Source organism: Bacillus sp. sid0103, assembly GCF_019219025.1.
Genome location: NZ_JAHUWN010000008.1, coordinates 14,723 through 35,897, shown reverse-complemented (window position 1 = coordinate 35,897; position 21,175 = coordinate 14,723). Strand labels below are relative to the sequence as shown.

The window sequence follows — 21,175 nt, the reverse complement described above, 5'->3', positions numbered from 1 at the left end:
ATATATTACAGTGAAAAAATTTAAATGTGAGGTACTTTTCTACTATTAAAATCACAAAAAATACCCCCGAAGGACTTCGGGGGTATCTACTAACTTATTTTTTCTTTACTGTTACTTTCTTCGTTGCACTTGTATTGCCTGCTTTATCTTGTGCGGTGACAGAAAGTACTTTACCTTCTTTTTGTTTGGAAATCTTAACCGAGAATTTACCATATTTATCAGCATAGGCCATTCCGATTACTTTACTTCCAACTTTTACGGTTACTTTCGATCCGACTTCAGCTTTTCCTGTTACTTTCGTAGAATTCACCGTTACTTTGTTTACACTTGGTGCCGCAGGTGCGGTTTTGTCTACTACTTTCACAACAGCAGCTTTGCTAATATTACCCGCTTTGTCGATTGCGTAAACTTTAATTTCTGTTCCAGCTTTTTGCTTAGAAATCGAGAAGCTAAAGTTGCCATATTTATCAGCCGTCACACTGCGTTGATACTTCCCTGCAATGTAAAACTTAACGGTAGCATACGCTTCTGTTTTTCCAGTAACTTTTACTGCTTTATCAGATACTTCATAGATCTTCGTTACAGTTGGTGCTGTTTTATCAATCGTAAACTTAACAATTGTTTTAAGTCCTGCTGTATTGCTTACTTCTAATGTGTAGCTGCCTTGTGCTTTAACGACAGTTTTATTTGCCACCGCTTTTCCATTTAACTTCGCTGATCCTTCGTTAAAGGAAATTGTGACGTCCTTATTGTAGAGACCATTGTTTGTAACACCAGATACAACTGGAGCGGTCTTATCAATGGTAAATACTACTGTTGTTTTGTTGCCAGCCGTATCAGTTACCACGAATACGTGTTTTCCTTCCGTTTTGACAACTGTTTTTGTTCCTACTACTTTACCATCTAATGTAGCTGTTCCTTCGGTAAAGGTGATTGTGACATCCTTGTTGTAGTTAGCATTATTGCTAACTCCACTAACTACAGGAGCTGTTTTATCAATCGTGAACTCAACAGTTGTTTTGTTGCCGGCTAGATCAGTTACCACTAAAGTGTATTTTCCTTCTTTAGAAATGACTGTTCCACTTGTGAATTCAGCATTATTTAATTTTGCTGATCCTTCGTCAAAAGTAATTGTCACATTCGTATTGTAAGCAACACCGTTTGCTGCGCCAATAATCGATGGAGCGGTTTTATCAATGACAAAGTGAACGGTCGTTTGATTTCCTGCTGCATCACTTACCACGAATGTGTAACTTCCTTCTTTACTTACAGTTGTTCCATTCGTGAATGCTTCATTATTTAATGTAGCTGTTCCATCCCCGAACGAAATCGTTACATCTTGGTTATAGATACCATCTTCAACACCAGTTACTACTGGAGCACTGACCAGAAAGCTTCCGCCCGCGGAAGGTGTGAGAGCCGTCCTGATCTAACCCGCTCATTGCACCACTTCCGGGAGGTATTGACTTGAATACTGTCACAACAGTCGGTCTATACTCGGGTGTTGCAGCAGTAGGTGCACCTCTAACAGGATCTTTTGCATTACTAGTGGAGAGGACAGGTAGTGGCGGCACTACTCAAACTCTCAGATACGAGAATGGTGATTGCTATCGTAGGTCTTACAACGGATCTGAAGGCTAGCACATCTCTAGCCACCGCCTGCGTGATGTTCTCGACTAACTTACCGCCTCCAAGGCTGTAATCCTAGCTTCGTATGCACCAGATGGTGAGAAAAGGCAGCGTGTCGAGAAAACGAAGAAACAAGTAGCACCATCTAATACGAGTCATGCAACTACTGGTTGATTAGCAAAGCCTTTTCCTACGTTTACTGAAGCACATGCATACAGTGCAAGTTATACAAAAATAACGATGGATAATCAAAAAACGGAACTGGTCTTTACCTTGGACACTTTATCCCTTATCGAACTATTACCCGATATTGATCAAAATAAAAACTGGGTTCTAGAAAAATCAGAAATAAAAAAAGAAAGGCATCATCTCGAGGAATTAATTACTGAAGGTTTAACACTGGACAAGAACAACAAGGAACAAACTCCTAAAGTGGAGACAATGAAACTTGTTAAAAAGGAGAATAAAGAATTTCTTTCTACAACCTTAAGCTTTCCAGCCTTTTCTGCTGGTGACACGATTGTCTATAATGATGGCTTTTATTTTAATGATACTGGCACGAATTATGTTGATCTCATTTCTGCAGACTTCATAGGTCAAACGAGTGAGGCCGTATTACAGGGGAAAGAACGGAGCTGGACCATTCTTTTAACCGAGGTGCAGCAAGAACAAGGTCAAGATCAAACCACCCAACCTGAAACGCAACAAACACAACCAAAGCCAGTTAAGCAATCCTCGACTTCAACTTGGTTTTCATTTTTCAAATTAGGGATGCTTCATATTATTACTGGCTACGATCATTTATTGTTTCTCTTTGCCTTGTTGTTAAGAAAACAAACGGTTAAACAGTACATCTCTATTGTCACATCCTTTACGCTGGCACACAGCATCACCCTTACCCTTGCGGTGTTAGGATGGATCACCTTACCTTCTCGTTTTGTGGAAGCAACGATCGCCTTTAGTATTTGTTATGTTGCTTTAGAGAATATTTTCCGCAAGGAGATTAAACACCGATGGAGTATTACGTTTCTGTTTGGTTTAATCCACGGGCTTGGTTTTGCAAGTATCTTAAAGGAAATGGAAATCGCTAAGAGTCATCTGGCTGTTGCGTTGATTAATTTCAACCTGGGGATTGAAGCGGTACAGCTCGTCATCGTTCTCTTGCTAATGCCAATACTTGCTTATTTGTTTAAATTGAAGATTTCTCACAGAATCGTTCAAATTGGTTCTCTGATTATTTTTATTTTAGGAGCGATTTGGCTGGTGGAACGAATCACTTCATAGATTTTTATAACAAACGAAAAAATCCCTGAAAACTATTTCAGGGATTTTTTCTTGTTCTATTATTTAACAGTAACTTTAGCAGTTTTACTTACATTTCCTGCTTTGTCGATTGCTACTACTTCAACCACTTTGCCAGCTTTTTGTTTAGCAATGGTAATCGAGAACTTGCCATATTTATCTGCAGTTCTAGAACCAATCACTTTGCCGCTAACTTTTACTACTACTGTTGAATATGCTTCTGCTTTACCAGTTACTTTGGAAGTATTCACAGTGATTTTATCAACAGAAGGTGTGCTTGGAGCTTTTTTATCAATAGCAAATTTTACAGTTGTTTTGTTTCCAGCTGCATCCGTCACCACTAGAGTGTAAGTGCCGTCTGTTTTCACAACTGTTTTAGTTGCTACAGTTTTTCCATTTAATAAAGCTTTACCTTCATTAAAGGAGATGGTTACATCCTTGTTGTAAAGTCCATTGTTTGCAACGCCAGTTACTTTTGGAGCTGTTTTATCAATCGTAAACTTCACAGTTGTAACGTTTTTCGCTGCGTCAGTAACCACTAGTGTGTGGACTCCTTCTGTAGCAACCAGCGTTCCAGTTTTGAAGGCTTTTCCATCTAAAGTAGCTGTTCCTTCATTAAATGAAACCGTAACATTTTTATTGTAGAGACCATTATTAACCACTCCGCTTACAACTGGAGCAATTTTATCAAGAACGGTAACAGTTGTTTCGCTCTTATTACCTGATGGATCAGAAACTACAACCGTTAAATCAGTACCTGCTGCTTGAACAGCTGATAATGTGACAGAGAATTTACCATCTACACCCGTTTTCGCAATGCCAAGATTGCCTTTGCTGCTAGATACCGTGACAGTAGAACCAGCTTCAGCAGTTCCTGTTACAACTTTATCTTTGTTGCTTACTGCATTTACGACAGCTTTTTTTGGCGCAATCACATCAAGAACCATTGTAGAGCCAATTGGACTTAAGTTGAATGATAAATCAACAGAGAATGCAAATAATAAAGTACCTTCTTTAAGTGGCGCCAATAATGGTGCACTGAATTTACCTTCAGAATCTGCTGTTAAGTGTAACTTCAAATTGAATCCATTAGTGATATAAACATGTGTACCTGGTTCTGCACCATGACCTTTAATTTCGGTAGAAAGGTTGGTAACTGGTTCAATTACAGGTGCAAATGGATCCGTTACGTCTTTTACAGTTAATCGAACTTCTTTTACATTAAGAGCTTTATCAGTAATAGTAACAACTACTTCTGTACCTGCTTTTAGTACAGGAATTTCCACAGAGAAGTTTCCATCTTCAGAGGCAGTAGTAGTTTTATTAACGTCACCTGCTGTTACCACAACAGTTGCCCCTGCTTCTGTTTTACCAGTTACAGTTGTTGACTGGTCTGTTACTTCATTAACATCTGAAGTTACCTCTTTATCAAGGACAATTCTTCCTTCAATTTGGGAAGTAACTGGTTGAGGTAAGGATTTGAAATACTGAATAAATCCGTCTAAGTCAACAACGTTTGTTACACGATTCTTACCAGACTTAAGGACCGCAAATCCGTCGCCGCCGTCTGCCATAAAGTTGTTTACTGTAATTGTGTATTCTGCAGTTGGATCTAATGGTGTACCATTTTCTAAATAAATATCAAGCACTTTGCTGCCGTATGGCTTATTATCACTCCAAGTATATTTCAGACCAGAAATTGCCATGATTTTATTATAGCTTGGTGGTGCTTGGAACTGTTGATTTAATAAGGTTCTAATTTGATCCCCAGTGACAGTCATTGTTACTAGGTCATTACCAAATGGCTGAACCTTGAATAAATCGCCCCAAGTGATTGTTCCTTCTGGAAGTGGGTTACGAATACCGCCAGAATTCATAAATCCTAATTGAGTGCCTGTTACGGAGCGCATACCATCAGCAATTAAGTTACCAAGTGCAGATTCACCAGAAGTATTGGCCACATTTGTAATTGCAGCAGATGTAGTACCAACTACTTGACTGACAACTGGTTTAATATCTTCCTGATAGCCGTCAAGCTCAGCTTTAATTTTTGCATTAGCTGTGATTTTGCTATGAAGTGTGTCTACCACTTCAGCCTTAGTTTGATCCTTGATTACATCTCCAGTAGTAGGGTCAATGGTTAAATCAATATCAGAGAAGGCTGTACCATAAGACCAAGACTGAACTAATACTTTTCCATCAACATTTGTATTGAGATATTTATGGTCATGTGCACCATAGATAACGTCAACTGCAGGATCAATAGCTTTTGCCATGTCAACAACTTTTCCAGTTGCTGCTGTACCATCTGTTTTTGATGTGCCTGGATTGTGGGCAAGAACAACGATTGTTTTAACGCCCTGATCCGTTAATTCTTTTGCATATTTGTTCACTGCAGTTACTTCATCAGTGAATTTAACACCTTCTACACCTTTTGGAGTAACAATTGTTGGAGTTTCAGTTGTTACAACACCAATAAAGCCAATTTTAACGCCCTCTACTTCTTTAACAGCATATGGAGGTAAAATTGTTTCATTTGTTTTTTCATCAACAACGTTTGCTACAACGTAATCCATTGTTGATCCAGTAAACTTGCCATATTTCGCTTCATATTGTGCAGTTTTCGGATGATCTCCACCGTGGATTAAACGCTTCATTTCTGCTACGCCTTCGTCAAATTCATGGTTACCGATTGTACCAACATCCATTCCGATTTCATTCATCATACGGATAGTTGGCTCATCTTGTAATAATGCAGATACTGGCGGGCTTGCTCCAACAAGGTCACCAGCTTGTAGCATTAGGGTATTTGCAGGGTTTGTTGCTTCTCTGTCTTTTAGGTAAGCAGCTAACCATTCGACACCGCCAGAGTAATCGACAACTTTACCAGTAGAGTCTTTGATAGATCTCCAAGTATCAAGCTGACCATGGAAATCATTGATTCCTAATAATTGTACGTGTACGTTTTGATCTAATTCATACAACTCGTATCCTGCTTTAGTTGTTGATGCACCAAGGTCTTTTACATCTGGTTGTTGACCAAGGTATGGTTTTGCTTCTGGAGCAGAGTGGAAGACAGCTTTGGCAACGCCGCCAATCGGAGCGATTTTCCAGTTGTTGTCAGCTACAGGATTGATTGTACCTTTAGCAGTGATATAATCCATAAGGATTTGGCGATTTTCGAATGGAGAATCTACGACAACTTTTGCAGATTTTAATTCAGCTAAGCCGCCGCTTCCGCCAGCACGGTAGTTATTTGTTGCTACGATGAATTTTTGGTCCATCTGAACAGGTGTTCCATCCATCATTCTTAAGTTAACAACGCGCTCTCCTTTTGGCTTCGTAACATCAATTTCATATTTAACACCATCAATGACATCATAATTGTAAGGACGGAAATCGTAATCAAGTAAATCTTGAGCTTCAGCTTTATTAGGATCAATTGTATTAAATTGTTTCGCTGATTCTTCGATCCATCTCTTTACTTGATCGCCTGTTACTTCAACAGCTTTTAATGTGTTATCAAACAAGTATAAATCCGCTGCACTCTTAATGGTTACCTCGCCTTTAGTAATGTTCGTGTAGTCAGCCACACCACCGCGGCCGCCCTTAAATGGTGCTGCAGCAGAAAGAACTGGATAATCCTTATATTCTGTATCCGCAATGGCTTTCTTCACGTAATCCATTTGTGCATTGTTAACGATTTGTGTGGAAGCGTCATCCATGACACGTGTAAAGAAGCTGTGCATTGGGATTTCCGTTGTACCAATTTTTCCACGGACATATGCAAGTGTTTGGTCATGAATAGCTTGTGTATCACTAACAATTGTCTCGTCTGAAGCGGTAGCAGCTGTAACTGGACGGTTAACAGATTTAGAATTAGCTTTATCAACAGTCCATTTGCCATCCGTATCCTGAACAAGAGCTAAATCAAGTACACCAAGATTATTTCCCCAGAAGCCTGCTTCAACAGCTTGTACACCATTGATCGTACCATTCGTGTTATCGATACCATTCTTGCCGTTAAATGAAGCATCGCCAGGGAAGTTCACGTGGGCATGTCCGAACAACATTGCATCAATGCCAGGGACTTTTGTTAAATCGTAAACGGCATTCTCTGCAGCTTCTTGACCTTCGGCAGCAATATCACAGCCGGAGTGAGCAATCGCTACAATTACATCTGCTCCATCCGCTTTCATTTGTGGGATAAATTTATTAGCTTGAGCAACAATATCTTTAGTAATGACTTTACCAGTCAGGTTATCTTTATCCCACTGCATGATTTGCGGTGGTGCAAACCCGATGACCCCAACCTTAATCACATGTTCATTGCCGTCAGCATCCTTAATCGTTTTGTCTACTATTTTATACGGAGTGAAGTAGTTAACATCATTGGTTGAGTCGGAATCGTGGTCGTCCTTATAAATGTTAGCGTTTACAATTGGAAATTGGACTTCTTCCTGAACATCTTTTAAGTAGTCTAATCCATAGTTAAATTCATGGTTACCAACAATACCTGCATCATATTTTAAATAGTTCATTGCTTTGTAAATAGGATGAGTATCATTTGGTCCTAATTTATTTACTTTTGCTACATAACTAGCAAGTGGATTTCCTTGAATCGTATCACCAGCATCAAATAGCATGGAGTTATCAACTTCAGATCTAGCTTGTTTGATTAATGTAGCAGTTTTAGCTAAACCATAATTTGTTACTGGTGCATCTTTGAAATAATCATACGGTAGCACATTAGAATGCAAATCCGTAGTTTCTAAGATACGTAGTGTAGCAGTACTCCCGGTTCCTTCAGCTTTAGCAGCATGTGGGAAAATATTTAAAGGAATTGTTGTTAGCGCTAACACTGTTGCTAGAGAACCATTAAGCATACGTCTTTTCATGCTTCTTTTTATCTGTCTCTTCACACTTTTTCCGCCCTTCGACAAAATAATTGGTATTGCATGACTATTCTACTAATTTTTTTGGAAGAATCATAGACTTTTGTGAGAAAATTTATCATATTTTTACAACAAAAATATTTCCTATTATTCTAAATCCTATTGCGCTCAACAAATTACTATAAAATGAAGCTTGGGAAAATTTTTTCCATTTAACCCAATTAAAAAATATGTAAGTTTTTCAAATAAATGTATTAAATTTCGATAAATTCTGCTACTCTAAAATATGGTTTAAAATATTGTTGTGGAGGAAAACTAGATGAGAGCTGACAAGAACAAAAAGAAAAAGAGAAAGTGGCTCCGCGTAACTGGAATTGTTTTATTTTTGCTTTTGATTGGAATTGGGGTTTATGCCTATTCAGTATATAATTCATTACAAACTGCCGTCGAAACAATGCATCACCCTGTTGATCGGAAATCAGAAAAGCGTACTGAGGAAGTATCTTTGCAAAACAAACAGCCGTTTTCTGTATTACTCTTAGGTGTCGACCAACGTAAAGGGGATAAAGGCCGGTCAGATACCATGATTGTTTTATCAGTTAATCCGAAACTTAATACCGTAAAGATGCTAAGTATTCCGAGGGATACTCGCACTGAAATTATTGGTAAAGGAACGGAGGATAAAATCAACCATGCCTACGCATTTGGAAGCGAAGAAATGGCCATGAACACGGTTGAACATTTCTTAGATATTCCGATTGATTATTTTGTAAAAGTCAACATGGAAGGTTTTAAGGATATTGTTGATGCCGTTGGCGGAATAACGGTCGTTAATGATTTGGACTTTTCTTATGGAGGCTATCATTTTCCTAAAGGTGAAGTGACCTTGAACGGGAAAAAGGCTCTTGCCTATACTCGGATGAGGAAAGAAGACCCTCGCGGTGATTTCGGCCGGCAAATACGCCAGCGCCAAATTATCCAAGGTGTCATTAAAGAGGGTGCAAGTTTATCTTCACTTGCAAATTACGGGGATATCTTTACTGCACTCGGAAAAAATGTGAAAACGAATCTTACCTTTGATCAAATGGTCTCTATTCAAAAGAACTACAAAACTGTAGGAAGTAATATCGATCAAATGACCATTAAAGGCAAAGGGACACGAATGAACGGAATTTATTACTACATTGTTCCAGATGACGAAAAACAACGAATACAGACAGAATTGAAGACACAGTTGGAAACAACCTAAGGAAAACCCCTCTGCCGATATTTGGAAGAGGGGTTTTTTGTATTACTCATTAATTTCATACCAATATTCATTACCTAATGAATCACGGTATTCAATTAAATAGTAGTACCAGGAATATTTAGATAGTTTGGTATAGACAATCGTACTTGAACCTGATTTTACCGTGTATTGCTTTTCAGCAATTTGGGAGCTGCCCGCATCGGGATAGACATGTACGGTTGCCGTAACTTGCTGTTTTGTGTTAATTTTCAACAATAATTGGTCGTTATAGATTTGGTCTGATGCTAGGTGGAAGCCAAAACTATGTGACACTAACCATGCCGGATTGCCTGTTGATGTCATTTTCCCCTTAACAGACTTTTGGCCGTAGGCGTTCTTAGCTGTGATGACATAATAGTAGGTGTCATCATTTTCATCTCCACTAAGCCATTTAAAATATTGGCTTCCTTCATTTACTGTTTTATCTTGTACGATCGTTTTTATCTTTTGATTCGATTGATTATAAATTTCTATCGTCACATGTGCTGCACGCGATAGTTTGTAATGGACTTCACTGCCTTCCCCTGGATAAAACATGATCACAGCAGGGTAACTAATTTCAATCTTATTAATCTCAACATGGACATTTCCCGAGTATGTTTGGGTTAGATTATACTTATCTACCACTTTAATGTTATATTGATAAACTCCATCGTTGAGCAGACTTTTGGCTTGATCCGTGCCATCCCATGTAAAAGTATGCTGGCCTGCTAATTCTGCGGCATCTGATTTTATGGTGGTTACGGGTTTTCCGTTTTGATAGATTCCAATCGTAACCTTTCCAGGCTTGCTAATGTTGTAATCAATTGTCAAAGAACCTTTTGTTTTCAGATAATAATCTTTCCCTGATGAGATAGACGGAACGCGCCAGTCCTGCAGGATAATCGAAGTGCTGTTGAATTTTGTTATATTCCCTGCTTTATCCTTTAACTGAACGAAATAGTGATAGGTTCCTTCTGGGACCAATTGATTTTTATCATTTTTTCCATTCCAACTGGCGCTGATTATACCAGGATTGGCTTGTTTATTAATTAATTTCTTAATTATAGTCCCTTTTTCATTGACCACATGAACAATCATAGTTGAACTTTCTTTTAATTTCACTCGAATTATGCTCGTGGTTTTATTGTCCATTTTAAAAAGGGTGGATGAAAGTGAAAGTTCTCCTGTTGGCCGGACGCTATCCACTTTCAGTTGAATCTTTTTTGGTTTTCCTTGTTTATCATGGCTATCCGTGAATGACATAACAATTTGGTATGTCCCATCCTTCACGAGATGCCCTTTTGTTGTTTTCCCATTCCAAACTAATGAATGCTTACCAGCAGACTTAGATTTTTTAGAAAGAATTTTCTTTACAGTTTTACCGGACTGATCCGTCACAACAGCAGATACTTTAACTTTCTGCGTTAACTCGTAAGGGATGGTAACCTTACTGCTTACTTTTGGTGAGTAGGTATAGGTGGTGCCTGACACCATAATGGCAGGTTTGGTATGATTGATAACCTTTATAGTCGTGCTTTTCTTAAGGCTGTCCGATCCTTTGGTGATTTTCACTTCCACTTTATAGGTACCCGTCGATACAAACTTTTTACTTGCTGTTTTTCCGTCCCAAGAGGCTGATATTTTTGCTCCTGATGAGGATTTATTGGATAGTATTTTCCTGATTGTTTTTCCATGTGCATCTTTTATTGATAATGAAACCTTGGTCTTACTTGTTGTTTTAAATGAGAAAGCAGCTTTATTTTTCCCTGTCATTGTATAGGTTTTCGGAGCAGTTATCGTTGAAATGGGTGCGGCTGTTTTGGAAACGGCCTTATACGCATCAATTCTTCCATACCCGAAATCCTCATCCCATCCCTTGCTGCCGAGGTCAACGGTTGAGCTTTTAAGAATGGCTTCTACCTGGCTGGGACTTAAAAATGGGTTCTTCGACCGGACAAGTGCAGCTATTCCTGAAACCATTGGTGCGGCCATGGATGTCCCGTCAAAAGCAGCATACGTGCTTCCCGCTACGGTTGAATAGATATCGACACCTGGAGCAGCTAGATCAATGTTTTTTCCATAGTTTGAGAAACTGGCAATTCTATCATTTCGATCCGTTGCACTTACACCTATTACACCCTCGGATGCAGCTGGATACATCGGCAAATAGGTACTAGAGTTACCAGCGGCAGCAACGAGCACAACCCCTTTTGATTTTGCATATTTAGTTGCAGCTTCTAATAGGTGACTATAATTATCATCACCGAGGCTCATATTGATGATATCTGCATGATGGGCCACTGCATAATAAATGCCTCGTATTACCGTTTCAGCACTTGCTTCATTTCCTTGGAAAACGTTAATAGGCATGATCTTTACATCTGGAGATATCCCAGCAATTCCATACTTATTAAAGCTTGCCGCAATAATTCCAGCCACATGTGTAGCATGTTCATCGGGATAATAACTGGAAGAACCTGTTACTGCATTGTAAGGGCTGACGATTTTTCCTTTTAGGTCAGGGTGATCTTTTTGAACCCCGCCATCAATTACCGCAACGGTGATTTTTGATGAGCCTTTGGTTTTGTCCCATGCTTTTGGGAGTTGAAGTTTATTAAGGTACCATTGCCGGCTGTAGCTCGGCTCCTTTGGTACATAGGTTTTTTTGTACTTATAGTTTGGTTCGACTAAAAGCACTTTTTTACTCATTAATAACCGTTTCGCAATCTCTGCTAACTTCGCGCCTTGCGTGACTTTAACCAGAGAGAAATCCTGATCATCTAAACGGGTTTCTTCTATTACATCTACTTGTTTAAGGAGGTCCTCACGTTCCGTTTGGGATGTACCTGGTGCAAATTTGACAATCAATTCCGCGGCAACATATTCCGACTTCTCCTTAAATAAGACATACGGATCGATTTTTTTAGGATGGGCGTTGATCCCATCAGCATTGGCGTCAAAAGACATAAATAGTAAACTGAGTACCATCAAGCTAAGTGACCAAATGTATTTCACTAGTTATCCCCCATTATGTTTGTTTCACGTAATATATCACTCTATTCATTTTATCATTTTGCTTATAGATTAGGGGGATTGGGAGCAATATAATTTGTAATCTATTAATGAAAAAAGATGAAATTAATATCAATTAAAACCTCATAATATACAAAACCTCAATTTAAAAACCCTTAAATACTATTCTCTTAGCCATATAAAACAATCCCACACTCCAGAAACGTCCACTCCACACGGACAAATCGGATGGTTTTGTCCACGAGTGGTGCCTGACACCAAAATGAATTAATGAAATCTTAATTTTATGCATTTGTCATGAAACTAGTAAGCTATTGAAATATTTGTGTAATATTATTGTGGTAACTTTTATATAACAGAAGAAAGGGGTTTTAAGAAATGAAGAAATTCCTAGTCATGTTTAGTTTGGCGGGTATGGTGTTATTTGGAAGTAGTACTGGCGCATTTGCAGCATCCAATACATATAAAGTTAAGAGTGGAGATTCGCTTTATCGTATTGCAAAAACATATAAAATATCCGTAAGTTCATTAAAAAAATGGAATAACCTTAAATCAAATACAATTCATCCGAATCAAACGTTAAAGATAACTAGCGGTACTGCTAGTAAGCCGGCTGTGAAAGCCAAAACTACTACAACAAACTCAAAGAAGTTAAAAGTAGTCAAGACAATTACTGTTAAAGCAACAGCTTATACAGCAAATTGTAAAAGATGTTCTGGAATCACTGCCTTAGGTTTAAACCTAAAGAAAAATCCAAATCTTAAGGTCATCTCTGTTGACCCAAAAGTTATTAAGCTTGGCACGAAGGTTTATGTTGAAGGTTATGGCTATGCCATTGCCGGTGACACAGGCGGTGCCATTAGAGGGAAAAAAATCGATATCTTCGTTCCTTCTTATAAGAAAGCCATTCAATGGGGAAGAAAAACAGTTAAAGTTCAAATATTAAAATAGCAAAGCTAAGTCCCAAGTGAGTTCATTCACTTGGGACTTTTTTGGTTAAAATATTGGAAAAGATGTTTAATTTACAATTTACATTTACATAACTGTAACAATAATTTCTTCACTTACATTCTTCGCAGCATCTGTTGCAGTAACGATTAATTCAGTATTGATTAATTGTGGTTTGATCACAATCTTGAAGTTCCCAAGCGCATCAACTGTACCAGTTCCGATAACAGCGCTACCCACTTTAATTGTAATAGTAGACTTTGCCTCCGCTGTCCCAGTAATCAATGTTGTTGTGCTCTCAGGAACAGTGATTACCTTTGGTTTTGCTGGATTTGTTTTATCAATCGTAAACACTACAGTTCGCTTGTTTCCAGCTGCATCTTTTACCACTAAAGTGCGTTTTCCATCTGCTTTAGCCACATATCCAGTTTTAATTGCTGTTCCATTCAATGTTGCTTTTCCTTCATTAAAGGTGATTTTAACATCTTTGTTATAAAAAGCGTTATTACTTACTCCGCTAACCACTGGGGCTGTTTTGTCAATAGTAAACACTACCGTTGTCTTGTTACCAGCCGCATCTTTCACTACTAAAGTGCGTTTTCCATCTGCTTTAGCCACATATCCAGTTTTAATTGCTGTTCCATTCAATGTTGCTTTTCCTTCATTAAAGGTAACCTTAACATCTTTGTTATAAAATGCGTTATTGCTGACTCCACTAACAACTGGGGCTGTTTTGTCCTTTACCACAACTGTTTTCGTATTACTGATGTTTCCTGCTTTATCCTTTGCTGATAAATATAGTTTTTTGCCAGCCTTTTGTTTCGGGATAGTCACCTTAAATTTACCCTGCGAATCTGCTGTTTTGGTGTATTTTTTAGAACCAATTTTAACGGTAACCGTTGCTCCCTTTTCCGTTACACCTGACACTTCTTTTGATTTGTCTGAAACAGTACTAATGGTCGGAAAAGTTGGAGCCTTAATGTCAATATTTTTATAATAAGGTGCCGCTAGTTGATTAAAGGTTTTTTTCGAGGAAGTAATCACTACTTTTGTTCCCACCTTAACCTTACTGAATAATTCAATTACTTCATTATTATGCATCCGGATACATCCGCCAGAAACATATTTTCCAATGGAACTTTCATTACTGTTCCCGTGAATTCCGTATGGATAGCCGCCATTTTCTTGTTTACTTAACCCCATCCAGCGTTTTCCCAGTGGATTCCGAGGATCCCCACCTGGAATATTGTGTTTATAGTATGGTCTGTTTTTAATTTTTTCTCTTATGTAAAAGGTCCCTTCCGGGGTTAGTCTAGAGGTTCTTCCAGTAGCAACATTGTATGTTTTTACTAATTTACCATTCTCGTAAAATGCTAGTTTATTAACCTTTTTGTTGACAATAATCAGCTGCTTCTTTGATACAGTGCTGGCCTCAGCCTTTTGGCTATAGGGAAAAACTAAAAACCCTAAACATAAAATAATAAATCCAATTAAAAAACGTTTTAACACTAGTAAAGCCCCCTCTGTAATTTTCATTTGTTCCTACAATACCATAACTAATGTTTTAATAGATACTGATAAACCTTATAGATATTTCGGCATTTTTCAACAAACTTTTCACATTCCTTTATTAGTTTCCCATGACAAATATAGTAGATTATTCCTAGATTTTTATGCCTGACACCCTTGCAGATATATCGTCATTTCTCGGGAAATACCCTCAATTTTCTTAAAGAGCGCCGCCCCCCCTATCAACATTTAGAAAAAATGGAGAAAATATGGATTTTATGTCACTTTTTGTAGTAGGATAGTAATAGTTAAAAATTACCCATTCTAGAATAAATGGAGGGCAGTAAGATGCTGACAACCGCCCAACAAAAAGTGAAACAGGAATTAGAAGAATTGCAGATTAATGCCCTTACCCATCATTACGATAAACAGGTCATTCCCCGTAAAAGATACCCTTTTAAAAAATGGATCATAACGATAATCGCCATCATCCTGTTGATGGTGACCGGCTTTCTATTATTAAAAGAATATTGGACTCAAAAGGAACTAGGAGTAACCTCCTATATAATGAAAGCCCATGATTATAACCAACAAAGTGAAACCATTCTGAATAACTTTCTGGCTGGTAATCTTGCAAATATAGTCGAAAGTAGAGGAAAACAAGAAAATATTTTAATCAAAGTAACAAAACTACCAACATCAACTAGCTTCGATGAGCACCACCAGGATCTAATCACTGTGATTGAACACCGCCTTGATATGATGACGGCCATTAAGGACCCCATCCATTCTGACCAGATTCAATTAAATAAAGCTTTAATCGAACTTAGTGTAAAACACGAGTTAGCTGTGGATAGTTTAATCGAGGGTTTTGAACAGGAAAAGATTAAATATAAACGGCACGTTAATGGGACGATTCAGTACTGGATAAACTCCAAATCCTATTTGGTAGAACAATAAAAAAAGAGGCTGTGCAACCTTCTGGGAGCCTCTTTTCATTTTATTCAATTTGTTGCGACACCTCTTCAAACCCGTCTTCCTGAACCGGTATCATCTGACGTAATATTCGTTTTTGATGTGATTTTTCAAACCCAAGGAGACACAAGTGGACAATTACAATCCCCAATGTGAAATATTCCACTGCATAATCGATATAATACCATGAAAGAGTTGCTGTTATATCGTATAAAGCATGGATCATAACCGTCATCCAAAGATTCCGTGTCCATACTAGAATAATCCCAAACAAGAGCCCCATATTGGCAAAGGTTACAATTGCCCCAACGCGAATCGACCATGGCTGCTCGGTATCAAGAGTATGGTCAATCCCAAAAAGAATGGAGGTGATAAACAATGCTGCCATTAAGAATCCATCTCTTGACCCACTCTCCCAGCGCCGTGGAAACACCTTTTTACAAACCACGAGCAGGAGAATGATATAGGCGAGCCGCCACACTTCTTCCAGTCCAGCCAAGATATCGGTAAATATATCAGAACCAATTAAATCTACTTTTTCAAAAAACGCCCAACTTGGTTCCTTGGAAAAGGCAGAAGGATCTTCCACTCCCTCTTCCACTTCAAAGGATTGTGACGCCGTGTAGTCTTGAACATATTGATCATAATCCTTGTTAAAATCTTCAAAGGTGAGACTAGAAAACACATTAACAAACATACTTCCTAGGAAAAAAATCAAAAAGGCTCCCGTGAATTGAAGCATCAGCTGAAGTGGTCTTTTGGGACTTTCCTGTTTCTTTCCTAGTCTCCGATGAAGTTTCCAGCCGATGAAAAACGAGGAAACCATGACAGCATCATATAGTGTGCTGGCCAAAGAACTGTAACGAGTTAGGTAAAGAAGAATTTCCGCACCAAATGTTACAATAAGTAGGGCAAATAGCAATTTTCTAGATATTGGTTTGGTTAAATCTGTTGTCATCCTCATCAATCCCTACCTGAAAAATTTGATGGAGAAAACTTGTTTCCCCTTACCTGCCTAAGAGCTTTACTGCTATAATCCCAAACGCATTCATAAAAAGCAGGAACATGAAGCATGCAATCGTCCACTTCCATTTTCTCGTCACGAAATGATCCCCTCATTTCATCAAAATTATATTAGTAATAATTTAGCATATTGGTAGTTAAATATCACTAAAATAATCATTCTTGTCCTTATTCTAAAATAAAAAGCTTGATAGAGTCTCAAGTACTCATCAAGCTTTCCTGATTAAAAGAATGACATTGCGTCTTCGATTACTGAAATAAGTTGTTCAAATAGGATACGAGCCATAATCCCAATCGTAATAAATGTTAATACGTAAGTAACTAACGTCGCATAAATAACATCTAAGCCTTGTTGACTTTCCTTTTTAAAGCTCGCAATCACTAATGGCGGCACAAGGAAAAAGGTTGTCGAAAAGCCCAAGAAAAGGAATAAAACAAACCATTCAATCTTTAAAATTGCCAAAACAAATGCGACTATTAGAATAGCTAAAAACGGAATAAGGAATGAACCAAATCTCGAAATTACGGATTTATACGAAGGATTTACTTTACCTAATTTAACCGCAGCAAATGTATACGTGGCAATTAGTAGGATAAAGAGTGCATAGGCAAAGGTCGGCTTGATCACTACATCTGTAAATGGTGGTTGAATATCCATTTCCGTACCAAACATACTGCCAAAATCATTAACGGTAGATGCTACTCCTTTTAATCCAAAATAAAGCATAAATGGAATAATTAAAGAATATAGAATAATAGTAATGATAGCATTAACAAAGTGATCTTCTCCGACAGCTTTCGAACTAGCATAAGGCCTTTTCAATACTTCTACAAAGAAGCCAAAGTACATTTTCGAAATTTTCTTGGCACTTTCTAAATATTGGTTAGGCTGTTGGTTGCCTTGTTGATAGTTAGTCATTTTTTCATAGATAAATAGAGTTATTTTTCAATTTATCGTTATTAAATAAAAATTTACAATCTAAAAATACGAGTTAGGAGATTGCTAAAATGAGACGTCTGTTTCCGATCGTTGTTTTCATCGCTGTGATTTTAATTTTATCCGTAACTAATCCGGGACGTTCTGCCTACATCGACTGGGTTAATCACAAAACAATGGATAAATCTTCAAACTTAATCGAAAAAGGGGTATTATCTCTAGCAGGGAAATCTATTTTCGATGCAGGAACCACACAGAAGGATTATTTTATTTTTTCGATCTACAAAACCGACTTTTCCGAAGTAGGATTAGGAACAGTCACATCGATTGGCATATTCAATAAATTTATCACGATCTCCAGTGCAGAATAAATCGTTAGTCAATGGCCGGTCTCTTTTGGGACTGGCTATTTTTTTTATAAAAAGGCTGTGTTAAAGGTTTATTATTGATATTTTAGCCATGTTGAATGAAGCGGAAGGCGCGCGAGACTCTTGCGGGAGTACGGAGCTGGGGAGACCCCGCAGGAGCAAAGCGACGAGGAGGTTCCCCGCAACGCCCTTGAACCGCACGCGCCTGGAGCGGAAATCAACATCCATATATAACACAGCCTATAAAAAAAGACCAAACGTTGGCATCTGCCTTCGGTTGGCCTTCTATGATTATTCGACTTTTCCTACTTGGAAAACAGGGACATGCAGCGATTCGCCATTTTCATCGGTAATATCTGTATAGCTATCAAAAACGCCACTCACTGTATAACTGGTGTACGTTGTAAATTCGGAGTAGCCTTTTAATAACAAATATGTTTTCTTCCATTCCTCTGTACTTTCATTAAAGGTTTCCGATAAGGTAACCAACATTCCGTCATCTAGCTGAGAATCGGTATAGGCGGTAAAACGAACTTTTTTCCCATAGTAGTTCGCAATTTCCTCTACGTTGATATCTTCATAGGTTTCCTTTGTTTGGGTAAATTGATACTTCCTATTAAGATCTGGTTCAAAGTAGGCGAGTTCGCCTTCTCCCTGTCCAACTGGATTATCAACCACTAAAACTTGGTTCGATTCAATGGTCAAACCATCTGCTTCGACATCAAGAATGTTCACCATGGATCCACCGCTGACTTCATAGGCCAAGTAACGGTGCTTCCGCTCTGATGACTTTGCATCAATATAAATAACAGGATGATCAGATGAACTTAAACTGCTTTGAAACACGAGCTTATGAATGGCCGGTGCCCCTTCGATTGAACCCTCCGTTACCACCATCGCTTCTTCACCGGTCAGTTGGCCATAATAAATGCCGCCGTCGGTGGAGATAGCAGCAACAACGCTATCAGCACCAAATTTGTTGCTAGCCTTCACGACTGTTGAAAATTCTTTTCCAGTATATAAGCGCTCCAAGACACGAATGGGTTGATATTTATCCCAAGCAAGATTTGCTTTTGAAATTAATTTTGCGGTGTCCCTCAATGGTTTTAACGCTACATAGATGCTGATCGCATCTTTGTATTGGTTCGCCGCTGTAAGATTTTCTGCTTTCGTTAAAGCCTCACCTGTGGATTTTTCAATATAAACAAAAACTTTCGTATCGTTCATATTCCCCTCTAATTTTTTGATCGTGCTCGCTGCGTCGGCATAGGCTGCATAATCCTTTTTATTCATCGCCTTTGTTACAATCCTTAATAGGTTCGCATCGAGTGTTTCCTCGAGCCAGTCCGAATCCATTGACAATACCTTGAGGGCACTAAATTGTCTGTTTCCCTCATCTACAATGGATGAAACAGAGCCATTTCCGATTATTTTATTGAGCTTTGTGGAGTAATAGTTTTCGAACGCTGTTTGGACTTCTTTTGTCTTGGCGGACGAGCGTTTGCCGTAATATTCAATTGGAATTTTGTTGAGGATAGTATAGATCTCCTCCTCTTCAGAAATACCATTGATTGAATCATGTACTAATTTATCAAGGTTCACCTTCTTAATCGTCGAAAAATATCCCTTCATATCCCTATCCATATTCGTCAACGCCACCATTTCTCCGTACATATCCTTTTGAACGCTGGTGCCTGACACCCATTTTTTCTGGCTTTCCTGCCAGCGGTCATAAATCGATACAAGCTTATCGAGGTCGTTCTCTTCCTTATAATTGGCTGCTTTGTTATCGAATTCTTCCATGGCTTTTCGAATAGGTGAGAGGATAGAGAGCTTTTGATTGATGTCTTTGTTGTGGTCTGTCACAAAAACATTCAGTTTAGCTGCCCGAAACTTTTCTTCCGCTGCCACTAATTCTCCTGACTGATAAAGCTTTACCGCTTCCTTATAGGTTCTTAGTTTTTCATGCGCCATGATGATTTTTCCGCTCACACCGACAAGCAATATAGCCAGAATAAGTAAGGAAACATTCCGGGACCAATTTACTTTTTTGTATAGGGTTGATTTAAACATGATTTTATAATCCTTTCTACGAAACAAACCGTTTAAAATCAGGATCATAATGATATTTGATTGCAACCAAACGCTTTGCTTTTTCCTCAAGACTGCCCCACTTTGCATCTGGGTTTGAATAGAGAATATTGCACAGCCTTAAAAACCGGTCCTTTGGAAAATATTCAAGGAATTCCTCAATGAAGTCTGAGAATTCTTGAATGTACAGTTTCATTCGTAACGCCGTCCCAGCGGCAGCAATAAGTGAATCGATCCCGAAATCCTTTACAATAGCATCCCGATATTGAATAAAATAGGCGATACACTTTTTGGTAAACAGGGTCCGATTGATTTTTAATATCTCCAGGGCATATTTCACAAAATCCTTATCATAGGATGAAGGAATAAGAGATTCAAGTTCAAGCTCCATGTCTCTTCTTAGCACGATATCATTCAAGACCATGACTCGGCGTATTTTCACCTGATCGCTATAAATAAAATCACCAATCTCACGCAGCTTATCATAGGCCGGGGCCAGTTTTCCCGCTTTGACATCCTCTTTGGCAAGGTTGCTATCAAACTGAATACCGGCTTGAATTTTTCGAAAGTCGGCGCGAAGCAGCTTTTTCAGCACCATAAAATATTCACTTTTCATAAAAGTGACCGTGAGAATGATATAGCTACTCACAAAAATGACCCCAGTGATTAACGAGAGATAGAGCGTTTTTACCGTTGGAGCCGCTACAATTCCAATACAAACCAGAATCAATATTCTTATAGCTTCCGTAAATAAACGGTTTCGAAAAATTGAATGGACGATGCTCTCGATCCCCACAAAAGTCGAACCGCATGTTGGGCATTCTTCCTCTTTTAAAACAGAATAACGATTGCACTTTTTACACATTTTCAGTTTTTGATAACAATATTTCGTCCTATTTTTCTTGGAAAGCTGGATGGCTTGCTTAGCGATTGGAATCACCTTCATTCAACATGATGACCAACTCATCGTCGATATCATCGAAATTTCCACTGTTCCGTTTGTTTTTAACTAATTTAAACGTTTTCCAGATAAGAATTAAAACTAGCAGGCTCGTAAATACAATGCTATACATTCGTTCTTCCCCTCTTTGACAGTTTTGGGTGAGGCGATAATTTCCAAAAAATTCATTTAGTATATTATAATGGTAATATTTTAATATTTAAAGATAGGATATGTTTGGGAATAATAGGGTAA

General features: G+C 38.3%; 14 protein-coding genes. 5 read left to right on the top strand and 9 right to left on the bottom strand.

Annotation, left to right across the window (positions count from 1 at the left end; all coding sequences use genetic code 11):
- Nucleotides 1-94: 94 nt before the first annotated feature.
- Nucleotides 95-1,243: an Ig-like domain-containing protein gene (locus KW850_RS10600; protein ID WP_218347543.1), complete on the bottom strand. Its 1,149-nt coding sequence runs from the start codon at nt 1,241-1,243 to the stop codon at nt 95-97.
- A gap of 626 nt (nt 1,244-1,869) precedes the next feature.
- Between KW850_RS10600 and KW850_RS10595 the strand changes: the two genes are divergently transcribed.
- On the top strand, nt 1,870-2,913 hold the full coding sequence (locus tag KW850_RS10595; protein ID WP_218347542.1) for a HupE/UreJ family protein: 1,044 nt from the start codon (nt 1,870-1,872) through the stop codon (nt 2,911-2,913).
- Nucleotides 2,914-2,972: 59 nt separating this feature from the next.
- On the opposite strand, the gene KW850_RS10590 is transcribed toward KW850_RS10595, so the two are convergent.
- Nucleotides 2,973-7,853, bottom strand: coding sequence for a bifunctional 2',3'-cyclic-nucleotide 2'-phosphodiesterase/3'-nucleotidase (locus tag KW850_RS10590; protein WP_218347541.1), 4,881 nt, complete (start codon nt 7,851-7,853; stop codon nt 2,973-2,975).
- 292 nt (nt 7,854-8,145) lie between these two features.
- Here KW850_RS10590 and tagU point away from each other — a divergent pair, with 292 nt between their 5' ends.
- A complete protein-coding gene (gene tagU / locus KW850_RS10585) occupies nt 8,146-9,075 on the top strand; it encodes a polyisoprenyl-teichoic acid--peptidoglycan teichoic acid transferase TagU (RefSeq protein WP_218347540.1) in 930 nt (309 codons plus the stop codon).
- A gap of 42 nt (nt 9,076-9,117) precedes the next feature.
- On the opposite strand, the gene KW850_RS10580 is transcribed toward tagU, so the two are convergent.
- Nucleotides 9,118-12,111, bottom strand: coding sequence for a S8 family serine peptidase (locus tag KW850_RS10580; RefSeq protein ID WP_218347539.1), 2,994 nt, complete (start codon nt 12,109-12,111; stop codon nt 9,118-9,120).
- Nucleotides 12,112-12,507: 396 nt separating this feature from the next.
- Between KW850_RS10580 and KW850_RS10575 the strand changes: the two genes are divergently transcribed.
- The gene (locus KW850_RS10575) at nt 12,508-13,080 is read left to right on the top strand and encodes a 3D domain-containing protein (RefSeq protein ID WP_218347538.1); all 573 of its coding nucleotides are present in this window, start codon (nt 12,508-12,510) and stop codon (nt 13,078-13,080) included.
- An 84-nt stretch (nt 13,081-13,164) separates the two neighbouring features.
- On the opposite strand, the gene KW850_RS10570 is transcribed toward KW850_RS10575, so the two are convergent.
- Entirely contained in the window at nt 13,165-14,586 is a 1,422-nt protein-coding gene (locus KW850_RS10570; RefSeq protein WP_308128784.1) for an Ig-like domain-containing protein, read from the bottom strand.
- Nucleotides 14,587-14,934: 348 nt separating this feature from the next.
- Between KW850_RS10570 and KW850_RS10565 the strand changes: the two genes are divergently transcribed.
- Nucleotides 14,935-15,546: a hypothetical protein gene (locus tag KW850_RS10565; protein ID WP_218347536.1), complete on the top strand. Its 612-nt coding sequence runs from the start codon at nt 14,935-14,937 to the stop codon at nt 15,544-15,546.
- 40 nt (nt 15,547-15,586) lie between these two features.
- Here KW850_RS10565 and KW850_RS10560 read toward each other — a convergent pair whose 3' ends face one another.
- On the bottom strand, nt 15,587-16,519 hold the full coding sequence (locus tag KW850_RS10560) for a CPBP family intramembrane glutamic endopeptidase (protein ID WP_218347535.1): 933 nt from the start codon (nt 16,517-16,519) through the stop codon (nt 15,587-15,589).
- A 288-nt stretch (nt 16,520-16,807) separates the two neighbouring features.
- Nucleotides 16,808-17,503, bottom strand: coding sequence for a hypothetical protein (locus KW850_RS10555; RefSeq protein ID WP_218347534.1), 696 nt, complete (start codon nt 17,501-17,503; stop codon nt 16,808-16,810).
- A gap of 89 nt (nt 17,504-17,592) precedes the next feature.
- On the opposite strand from KW850_RS10555, the gene KW850_RS10550 reads away from it, so the two are divergent.
- Nucleotides 17,593-17,892, top strand: a complete 300-nt coding sequence (locus KW850_RS10550; RefSeq protein ID WP_218347533.1) for a DUF4359 domain-containing protein — start codon at nt 17,593-17,595, stop codon at nt 17,890-17,892.
- 288 nt (nt 17,893-18,180) lie between these two features.
- On the opposite strand, the gene KW850_RS10545 is transcribed toward KW850_RS10550, so the two are convergent.
- The 3 genes from KW850_RS10545 to KW850_RS10535 are packed head-to-tail and all read right to left on the bottom strand — an operon-like array spanning nt 18,181 to nt 21,053.
- Nucleotides 18,181-19,962 carry a hypothetical protein gene (locus KW850_RS10545; protein ID WP_218347532.1) on the bottom strand — a complete coding sequence of 594 codons (1,782 nt, stop codon included), beginning with the start codon at nt 19,960-19,962 and terminating at the stop codon, nt 18,181-18,183.
- Between the two features lie 16 nt (nt 19,963-19,978).
- A complete protein-coding gene (locus KW850_RS10540) occupies nt 19,979-20,926 on the bottom strand; it encodes a hypothetical protein (RefSeq protein WP_218347531.1) in 948 nt (315 codons plus the stop codon).
- Nucleotides 20,904-21,053 carry a hypothetical protein gene (locus KW850_RS10535; protein ID WP_218347530.1) on the bottom strand — a complete coding sequence of 50 codons (150 nt, stop codon included), beginning with the start codon at nt 21,051-21,053 and terminating at the stop codon, nt 20,904-20,906. The genes KW850_RS10540 and KW850_RS10535 overlap by 23 nt, the downstream gene beginning before the upstream one ends.
- Nucleotides 21,054-21,175: the final 122 nt, after the last annotated feature.

What these genes read in the sequence shown, in the direction of transcription:
- KW850_RS10555 (WP_218347534.1), bottom strand. Translation starts at nt 17,503, where the DNA reads ATGACTAACTATCAACAAGGCAACCAACAGCCTAACCAATATTTAGAA.
- KW850_RS10535 (WP_218347530.1), bottom strand. Translation starts at nt 21,053, where the DNA reads ATGTATAGCATTGTATTTACGAGCCTGCTAGTTTTAATTCTTATCTGG.
- KW850_RS10550 (WP_218347533.1), top strand. Translation starts at nt 17,593, where the DNA reads ATGAGACGTCTGTTTCCGATCGTTGTTTTCATCGCTGTGATTTTAATT.
- KW850_RS10595 (WP_218347542.1), top strand. Translation starts at nt 1,870, where the DNA reads ATGGATAATCAAAAAACGGAACTGGTCTTTACCTTGGACACTTTATCC.
- KW850_RS10540 (WP_218347531.1), bottom strand. Translation starts at nt 20,926, where the DNA reads ATGAAGGTGATTCCAATCGCTAAGCAAGCCATCCAGCTTTCCAAGAAA.
- KW850_RS10560 (WP_218347535.1), bottom strand. Translation starts at nt 16,519, where the DNA reads ATGACAACAGATTTAACCAAACCAATATCTAGAAAATTGCTATTTGCC.
- KW850_RS10545 (WP_218347532.1), bottom strand. Translation starts at nt 19,962, where the DNA reads ATGTTTAAATCAACCCTATACAAAAAAGTAAATTGGTCCCGGAATGTT.
- tagU (WP_218347540.1), top strand. Translation starts at nt 8,146, where the DNA reads ATGAGAGCTGACAAGAACAAAAAGAAAAAGAGAAAGTGGCTCCGCGTA.
- KW850_RS10575 (WP_218347538.1), top strand. Translation starts at nt 12,508, where the DNA reads ATGAAGAAATTCCTAGTCATGTTTAGTTTGGCGGGTATGGTGTTATTT.
- KW850_RS10565 (WP_218347536.1), top strand. Translation starts at nt 14,935, where the DNA reads ATGCTGACAACCGCCCAACAAAAAGTGAAACAGGAATTAGAAGAATTG.